The sequence below is a fragment of the Flavobacteriales bacterium genome (assembly GCA_021296215.1).
In the GTDB taxonomy this organism is placed as follows: Bacteria; Bacteroidota; Bacteroidia; order Flavobacteriales; family ECT2AJA-044; genus ECT2AJA-044.
In genome coordinates this window covers 1-8,095 of record JAGWBA010000086.1, presented here as the reverse complement: position 1 = coordinate 8,095, position 8,095 = coordinate 1, and the positions used below count along the sequence as shown (strand labels likewise).

The following is an 8,095-nucleotide window of genomic DNA, read 5'->3' as shown; positions in this document are numbered from 1 at the left end:
GGCCATTAAAGTCTCGAATATCAACAACTCTTATGACCTCTTTCTAATCCTCTATAAATATAAAAGCCCCACCGTTAGGAGCGGCTTTTTTTATGGCTTGAAGTTCCGATTCATCAATCCATCCTAGCGCGGATCTTGCGCATGAGGTTCGAGCTGAAAACGAAATTGCTTACATCTTCATTCGATGTTGTAACGAGTTCATCGCTATTTCCTTCCCAGGCCTTTAATCCCTCTTTAATGAATACGATGTGCTCACCGATCTCCATCACTGAGTTCATATCGTGGGTATTGATCACCGTTGTGATGTTGAATTCGTGCGTGATCTCCTGAATGAGGTTATCGATCACAATGGCCGTCTGAGGATCCAGTCCGCTATTGGGCTCGTCGCAAAAAAGGTATTGGGGCTCCATAACGATGGAGCGCGCAATGGCTACACGCTTTTGCATTCCCCCGCTGATCTCGGCCGGCAGTAAATGATTGACGTTGTCGAGATTCACCCGTTGAAGGCAAAAATTAACTCGATCGAGTTTTTCCGATGCCGACATATCCGAGAACATATTCAGTGGGAACATGACATTCTCTTCGATGGTCATAGAATCGAACAGCGCTCCTCCCTGGAACACCATACCCGTTTCTTGACGCAATTTTTTCCGGGTCTCGTACCCCATTTCGTTTAAAGAACGACCGTCGTACGATATGGTGCCACTGTCGATATCGTGTAGCCCAACCATACTTTTCACAAAAACGGTTTTACCGCTTCCACTCTGCCCAATGATCAAATTAGTCTTGCCCTCGACAAATCGAGCACTTACCCCTTTCAGGACCTCTTTGTCTCCAAAGCTCTTTGTGATGTTCTCTACGGTGATCATAACAGCACTTGAGTTAAGACGAAGTTGAGAATGATGATGGTAATAGAGCTGTACACCACGGCCTGAGTACTCGAGCGCCCCACATCGAGGGATCCGCCCTTGGTATAATATCCGTGATAAGACGATACCGTAGCGATCACGAATGCGAAGATCACCGTTTTGATCATGGCATACGTAAAACTGAACGGGTTGAACTCCAATGTGGCCCCGTCGATGAACTCGCCTACCGTCCACAAACCGGTCAAAGGACCCGCCGCAATACCACCTGCGATTCCGGCCGCTAAACTCAAAACAATGAGCAGCGGATTAAAGAATACACCGGCTACGATCTTCGGCAAAATGAGAAACTGAGCCGAATTCACCCCCATCACCTCCAGAGCATCGATCTGCTCCGAACTGCGCATGGTTCCAATATTCGACGATATGCTCGAACCCACCTTTCCGGCGAGCACCAGAGAGATCATGGTAGGTGAAAACTCCAAAACCAACGACTGGCGTGTACCGTACCCGATGTACCAGTTCGGCAAAAACGGACTGTCTTGAATATTAAAAGCGAGCTGTAACGCCACAACGGCCCCGACGAATATCGAAATGAAGATCACGATACCGAGCGAACTAACGCCAATATCCCACACCTCTCGCGTGAGTTCCTTCCGAAATGCCGACCATTTCTCGGGAACGCGAAGCACTCGCCAAAGCAGAAAAAAGTACCTTCCTAGGTGGAAGAAAAAATTCATTCCGATAATTTTACGCTAAAATAAGCGATTCCATTACATTGCCCAGATGGAACGAATGCCAATGCGAAAACTTATACACATCACCCTATTTTTAGGCCTGTTGTGCCTTGCTGCCTGCTCGGCCGGAAAAAGAGGTTGTGACTGCCCCACCTTCGGGCACGCCGATGTTCAAGAACAGACGGCAAAATCATAAAAGAGTCACTTCACTTTTGGCCTCAATTGCTTACTTTTGGCGCTTAGAATCAATCTAAATAACTGTCTTGACGCTGGATCAGCTCGCCATCGGGGATCGCGCCCTCATTAAATCGTATTCAGAGGAGGACGTCGCGCTTAAATTGATGGAACTCGGCATGATACCCAACGAACTGGTGACCATGATCCGCAAAGCTCCGGCTGGCGATCCGGTCGCCATCAAGATTGGGAACAGCGTGTTGGCCCTCAGGGTCGATGAAGCGTCGGCAGTAGGTATCGAGAAAATTCAATAGGCTTGGCCTCCAACCACAAGAAAATCGCCCTCATCGGAAATCCGAACAGCGGTAAAAGCACCCTGTTCAACGCGCTCACCGGGCTCAACCAGCACGTGGGTAATTTTCCGGGAGTAACCGTAGACAAAAAAACGGGCTCTCTGTCCCTACGGGACGATGCAGGTGTCAAAGAAAAATTCGAGATCATCGATCTGCCTGGGACCTATAGTCTATATCCCAAGTCGGTGGATGAACTGGTGACCTTTGAGGTGCTTTGTGACCCCGAGAATCCGGATTATCCCGATCAGGTGATCGTGGTGGCCGACAGCACAAACATGCCTAGGTGCCTCTTCTTGGCCACTCAGGTCATAGAGCTCAACTTACCCACCGTGCTGGCGCTCAACATGGCGGACCTAGCCGAAAAAGATGGGCTGCAATTCAACATCGAACAGCTGGAAAAAGAACTCGGAGTACCGGTGGTGTTACTAAACGCCAGAAAGAAATTCGATGTACGCCAGCTGCGCGACCTCATTGCACATCCGCCCGAAAGGGCGAACAAAGACTTCATTCACGTGCGCGATTTCTCGCCCGAATTGCTCGAGCGAGTGCGTGAAGCCGTGAAGGTGAACAGCGACTATGCGGCTTTTCAGGTCGCGTGTAACCACAAGTTCATCAGCTACTTCAAGAACCACCCGGATCGCAGTGAGCACATACAGGAGTTAGTAAAGGAACACGAGTTTAGGCCCTACCGCTTTCAGGCCGATGAAAGCAAGAAGCGATACGAACTCATTCCGGGGATCATCGCCCGAAATGTGCGTCAGGCCAAGAGTCCGCGCGAGCACCTCACTGACAAGATCGATAACGTCATCACCCACAAGGTCTGGGGATATGTGATCTTCTTATCGATCTTGTTCGTGATGTTTCAGGCGGTATTTAGCTGGGCCACTTTCCCCATGGAATGGATCGAATACGTGTTCACCGGACTTACCGAGTATTTGGCCGAAGCACTTCCGCCCGGGATCCTGACCGGACTTCTTCTCGATGGGGTCTTGGCGGGTCTCAGCGGCGTTGTGGTCTTTGTGCCGCAGATCGCCTTCCTGTTCTTCTTTATCGCTTTGCTCGAAGACACGGGCTATATGTCGCGGGTGAGCTTTATGATGGACAAACTCATGCGGCGATTCGGACTCAATGGCCGTAGTGTGATTCCGCTCGTGGGCGGATTCGCCTGTGCGATTCCGGCCATCATGGCCACCCGGAGCATCAGCGGCTGGAAACAGCGCCTCATTACCATTCTTATTACACCGCTCATGAGCTGCAGTGCCCGCTTGCCGGTGTACACGCTTCTGATCTCACTCGTGATCCCGTCCGAGGCCCGTTGGGGTATATTCAATGTCCAAGGGCTCATCCTCATGGGCCTGTACCTTCTCGGGTTCGTTGCAGCGATAGTAGTAGCATTCTTGCTCAACCTCTGGCTCAACGAGGCCGACCGCAGCTTTTTCGTAATGGAACTCCCCGGGTACAAGTGGCCCGATTGGAAAACCATAGGCTACACGCTGCTCGAAAAGGTGCGCATCTTCTTGTTCAACGCCGGAAAGATCATCGTTGCGATTTCGATCGTATTGTGGTTCCTGTCGAGCTACGGACCCGGTGACCGCATGCAAAAGATCGAGGAGAAATACGACTCCATCGAACTAGTCGAAGGCGGGCTTTCAGCCGATCTGGCGGCAGCCAAAGGGAGCGAAAAGCTCGAGGCTTCCTATGCCGGAATCGTCGGAAAAACAATTGAACCGGTCATTCGACTGCTCGGCTACGACTGGAAGATCGGTATTGCCCTCATCACCAGTTTTGCTGCACGAGAGGTCTTCGTAGGAACCATGGCCACCATCTACAGCGTTGGCGATCCCGATAACGAAACCAGTATTCGTGAAAAAATGCAATCGGAGGTCGATCAGATCTCGGGTAAGAAACAATACGGGCTACCTACGGGCGTATCGCTCATGGTGTTCTACGCCTTTGCATTACAGTGCATGAGCACCGTGGCGGTCGTTCGCCGCGAAACCAATAGTTGGAAATGGCCCCTCGCACAATTCCTGTTCATGGGCGCCATGGCCTACATCGCCAGTTTGATCACCTATCAATTACTGGCGTAAATGGGGTGGGAGTTGCGAATCCCGCCGCAGGCGGAAACCTACATTTCCGAGTTGCTTGCACCCTATCGGGTGGATGTGCATGTTGCGCGGGCAAGGCGTACCAAAACGGGTGACTTTAGACCCGATCGGCACGTACATCGGATCAGCGTGAACGGCAATTTGAACCCCTACCACTTCCTTTGGGTCCTGGTGCACGAGATCGCGCATTTGCACGTTCACGAAAGGTATCGCAAGCGGGTTGCACCTCACGGGGCCGAATGGAAAACGACCTTTAGGGACATCATGTGGCCTCTGACCGAGGCAGACTGGGTGCCCGCTGAATTGCGTAGGGTGTGGCAACGACACCTGCGCAACCCTAAAGCAACGACCTTCAGCGACCACGAACTCATCGAGGCCTTCAGGGTTTATGACGATGAAAGTGAGCAGGTAAAGACCGTATCGATGTTGGACGAAGGGGTTGAATTTACCTTGAGCAACGGACGTCGATTTCGCCGGGGCGAAAAGCAGCGATCGAGGTATAAATGTCAGGAAATCAGTAGTGGTAGGTGGTATTTAGTTCAAGGGCTGGCTCCCATCGTGAATCGATTTTCTTAGCTTTGCCCCATCAAAACCGAATCGATGAACACCCACACATATAGTGTCATCATGGCTGGCGGTATCGGCAGTCGATTTTGGCCAATGAGCCGCACAAACTATCCAAAACAATTTCTCGACATACTGGGCACAGGTCAAACGCTGATCCAACAGACCTACGAGCGCATGCTGCGCTTTACGCCAAAGGGTCAGGTTTTCATCGTGACCAACGCGCAGTACAAGGACTTGGTGAAGAAGCAATTGCCCGAGATAGGTGGCGATCAGATCCTGCTTGAACCGGCGCGCCGAAATACAGCTCCATGCGTGGCCTACGCGGCGTACAAGATCCAAGGGCTCGATCCGGATGCTAACATCGTGGTAGCTCCATCGGATCACCTTATCCTTAAAGAAGATGAGTTCGTTCGGGTGATCGATTTGGCCGTGGAGACCGCAGCGAATAACGACGTGCTCCTGACCTTGGGAATTCGCCCTAGCCGACCCGATACCGGATACGGTTACATACAGTACAAGGAGGGGCAATCGCTCGATATTGAAGAGGTGAGCAAAGTGAAGACGTTCACTGAGAAGCCCGATCTCGAATTGGCTAAAAAGTTCCTGGAAAGTGGCGACTTCCTCTGGAACAGCGGTATCTTCATATGGAGCGCTAAGAGCATCATCAAGGCCTTCGACGACCACCTTCTGGAGGTTGGTCAACTGTTTCAAGAAGGAGCAGACCTTTTGAATACCGAGAAAGAATCGGAATTCATAGGACGCATTTACCCATCGTGCAAGAACATCTCCATTGACTACGGTATCATGGAAAAGGCAAGGAACGTGTATACGGTTCCGGCCGAGTTCGGATGGTCGGACCTCGGGACTTGGGGGTCGCTTTACACGCATGTCGAGCACGACGGAAACGGAAATGCCGTGGTCGGCGGAAAAAACGTGATGATGTACGATAGCAAGCGCAATTTGGTAAGTACTTCGGGCGACAAGCTCGTCGTGATCCAGGGCTTGGAGGACTTTATCGTGGTAAATACGAATAATGCGCTCCTCATCTGTAAAAAGGACGACGAGCAAATGATCAAGCAGTTCGTCGCCGAAGCCAAGATCGAAAAGGGCGATAAATACGTTTGAGGCCGTACCATTGAACTAGAGAAAAAGTTATCTTTCGTTCATGTCTGATGAAACGGAAGAAAAGGTAGTACATGGTCCACGGAGATTGTTCCTCATGCTTTTGGCATATGCTCGACGGGTGATCGACATCACCGAAGGCACGGATGCAGAGAACACCACTGCGGGTATTAAACGCGATATCGACTTTAAGGGCCACAATGTTTGGATCCTTGTTTTCTCTATTTACATCGCCTCTATAGGACTCAACACCAACTCCGGTGCAGTGATCATCGGAGCCATGTTGATAAGCCCGCTCATGGGACCCATTTTGGGTGTAGGCTTATCGCTGGGCACCAACGATGTTCCAACGCTAAGAAGGTCCCTGAGGTCCTTTGCGACCATGACCATCATTGCGGTACTTACCTCCACGAGTTACTTTTTTTTAACGCCATTGAGTGATGCTCAATCGGAATTATTGGCTCGCACCAATCCCACCCTGCTCGATGTGTTCGTAGCTTTCTTTGGCGGGTTGGCCGGGATCATGGCCGGTTCGAGAAAAGAGAAAACAAACGTAATTCCGGGGGTGGCCATTGCCACGGCTTTGATGCCTCCTTTATGTACGGCCGGATTTGGACTCGCTACCGGGCAGTTTCACTATTTCTTCGGCGCGTTCTACCTCTTCATTTTGAATTCCATATTCATTTGTTTGGCTACGGTGATTGTAGTGCGCTACTTGCGCTTTCCGATGGTGGAGATCCTCGACCCGGTAAAGGAGCGCAGAGCGCGAAGGCTGATCCTCGTATTTAGCGTACTCATTATTCTCCCTTCACTGTGGATCTTTTACAATGTAGTGCAAGAATCGCTCTTCTACCGACGCGCCAATATGTTCATAAGCGAGGTGGTCAAGTACGACGAAAACCTGGTTACGGATCGCATGCTGGAATACTCGGGTGAACGACAAGAGATCGTAGTAGTGTTTGAAGGCGGAAAGAGTGTTCCGCCCGAGATCAAAGAACAATGGGTAGCGCGATTACCGGAATACGGCCTCGAAGATGCTCAGCTCAAGGTGGTGCAATCGGCCCGATTCGACCCGGCGGTCTATCAAAATGTACTTAATGATTTTAGGGCCGAGACTTTTTCCGATCTCTATTACAAAAATCAGGAAGCCCTGGCCGAACGCGAACGAAGAATCAGCGAGTTGGTGATGCAGATATCCGGATTGGCACGGGACACCCTTCCTTTTAAAGCGATCGGACGCGAACTTAAAGCGCAGTATGAAGATTTAGAGCGCTTTAGTTTTGGACAGGCCTATGGAACGGACTTTACCCGGACCGACACGTTATGCGTGGTCTTGGTACATTGGAAGACAGGCCTAAAAAGTCGTGATATGTCCGAAATGGAAGAGCAAATGTCGCGCTGGCTCAAAGTTCGTTTACGTGAAGACAGTGTAGCGGTGATCCGCAACTGATGGCCTCGTGGTAACCAATACCACAGTCTCCTCAATCCAAATCCTAATATTAGTCCTTCATGTATTCGCTTTCGCTACTCAGTTTCGCTGTGTAACACATGGTCTTGTTAATTATAGTTTCGGCCTAACGGCCGGATGTGGAAGTTCCGTCAACATTTACGAAGAAATAATAGGGCTTATGTCCGACTTGACGAAAACCCAATTAGAGTGGTTCGAGGTTCGGACCCTTCACAATATTTCGTAGGAAGGGCTCGGAATCGCCGAAGATTCTGATTGATCCGTAAAATGGCTATTTTCGGGAATATTAGAATTGGGCTCCAGAGTTCGAGTCCTAGTCGGGCAACTATTATTGTAGTATTTCAAAGCAAGGCCTGGCAAACTAGTTGATTGTCAGGCTTTTGTTTTTTAGGTAGAATCAATTCAGTGCATTTCGATGCATTAAAAGAGGAACAAAAGAGACACAAATCTGGACGTGGAGATTTGTGACTGACTTGATGCTCTCTTTTACGCCCTACTGCTCTCTTTTACGTTTTCAGGACCCTACGTGTCACCGTAATTTTGTGATAATCAAAATTGTAGGAAATGAAAACACTTATATATCCAAGAAAATCAACCAACGGAACCATAGTTCTGTACTGTCGCACACCCGTCCAAAATAAATTTTTCTGAGGCATAAAAAAGGAGCGCTGCCCAAAGGGCTGTATTTTGTAGGTATCAA

Annotated in this window: 7 protein-coding genes; 5 read left to right on the top strand and 2 right to left on the bottom strand. The window is 50.0% G+C overall.

The window, feature by feature from the left end:
- Positions 1-113: 113 nt before the first annotated feature.
- Both J4F31_11235 and J4F31_11230 read right to left on the bottom strand, forming a co-directional pair.
- Positions 114-869 carry an ATP-binding cassette domain-containing protein gene (locus J4F31_11235; GenBank protein MCE2497130.1) on the bottom strand — a complete coding sequence of 252 codons (756 nt, stop codon included), beginning with the start codon at positions 867-869 and terminating at the stop codon, positions 114-116.
- Positions 866-1,606: an ABC transporter permease gene (locus J4F31_11230; protein MCE2497129.1), complete on the bottom strand. Its 741-nt coding sequence runs from the start codon at positions 1,604-1,606 to the stop codon at positions 866-868. The genes J4F31_11235 and J4F31_11230 overlap by 4 nt, the downstream gene beginning before the upstream one ends.
- A 260-nt stretch (positions 1,607-1,866) precedes the next feature.
- Between J4F31_11230 and J4F31_11225 the strand changes: the two genes are divergently transcribed.
- From J4F31_11225 to J4F31_11205, 5 genes are read left to right on the top strand one after another with little or no spacing between them, the layout of a single operon-like run.
- Entirely contained in the window at positions 1,867-2,091 is a 225-nt protein-coding gene (locus J4F31_11225; protein MCE2497128.1) for a ferrous iron transport protein A, read from the top strand.
- Positions 2,092-2,093: 2 nt separating this feature from the next.
- Positions 2,094-4,220, top strand: coding sequence for a ferrous iron transport protein B (gene feoB / locus J4F31_11220; protein ID MCE2497127.1), 2,127 nt, complete (start codon positions 2,094-2,096; stop codon positions 4,218-4,220).
- Positions 4,221-4,814 carry a SprT-like domain-containing protein gene (locus tag J4F31_11215; GenBank protein MCE2497126.1) on the top strand — a complete coding sequence of 198 codons (594 nt, stop codon included), beginning with the start codon at positions 4,221-4,223 and terminating at the stop codon, positions 4,812-4,814. It abuts the gene before it with no gap.
- Between the two features lie 51 nt (positions 4,815-4,865).
- Complete coding sequence (locus J4F31_11210) at positions 4,866-5,930, top strand: mannose-1-phosphate guanylyltransferase (protein MCE2497125.1); 1,065 nt, start codon at positions 4,866-4,868, stop codon at positions 5,928-5,930.
- A gap of 40 nt (positions 5,931-5,970) precedes the next feature.
- Complete coding sequence (locus J4F31_11205; protein MCE2497124.1) at positions 5,971-7,377, top strand: DUF389 domain-containing protein; 1,407 nt, start codon at positions 5,971-5,973, stop codon at positions 7,375-7,377.
- Positions 7,378-8,095: the final 718 nt, after the last annotated feature.

Bases quoted from the DNA above. Each gene is read 5' to 3' on its own strand.
- J4F31_11210 (MCE2497125.1), top strand. From the start codon at position 4,866: ATGGCTGGCGGTATCGGCAGTCGATTTTGGCCAATGAGCCGCACAAAC.
- J4F31_11205 (MCE2497124.1), top strand. From the start codon at position 5,971: ATGTCTGATGAAACGGAAGAAAAGGTAGTACATGGTCCACGGAGATTG.
- J4F31_11235 (MCE2497130.1), bottom strand. From the start codon at position 869: ATGATCACCGTAGAGAACATCACAAAGAGCTTTGGAGACAAAGAGGTC.
- J4F31_11230 (MCE2497129.1), bottom strand. From the start codon at position 1,606: ATGAATTTTTTCTTCCACCTAGGAAGGTACTTTTTTCTGCTTTGGCGA.
- J4F31_11215 (MCE2497126.1), top strand. From the start codon at position 4,221: ATGGGGTGGGAGTTGCGAATCCCGCCGCAGGCGGAAACCTACATTTCC.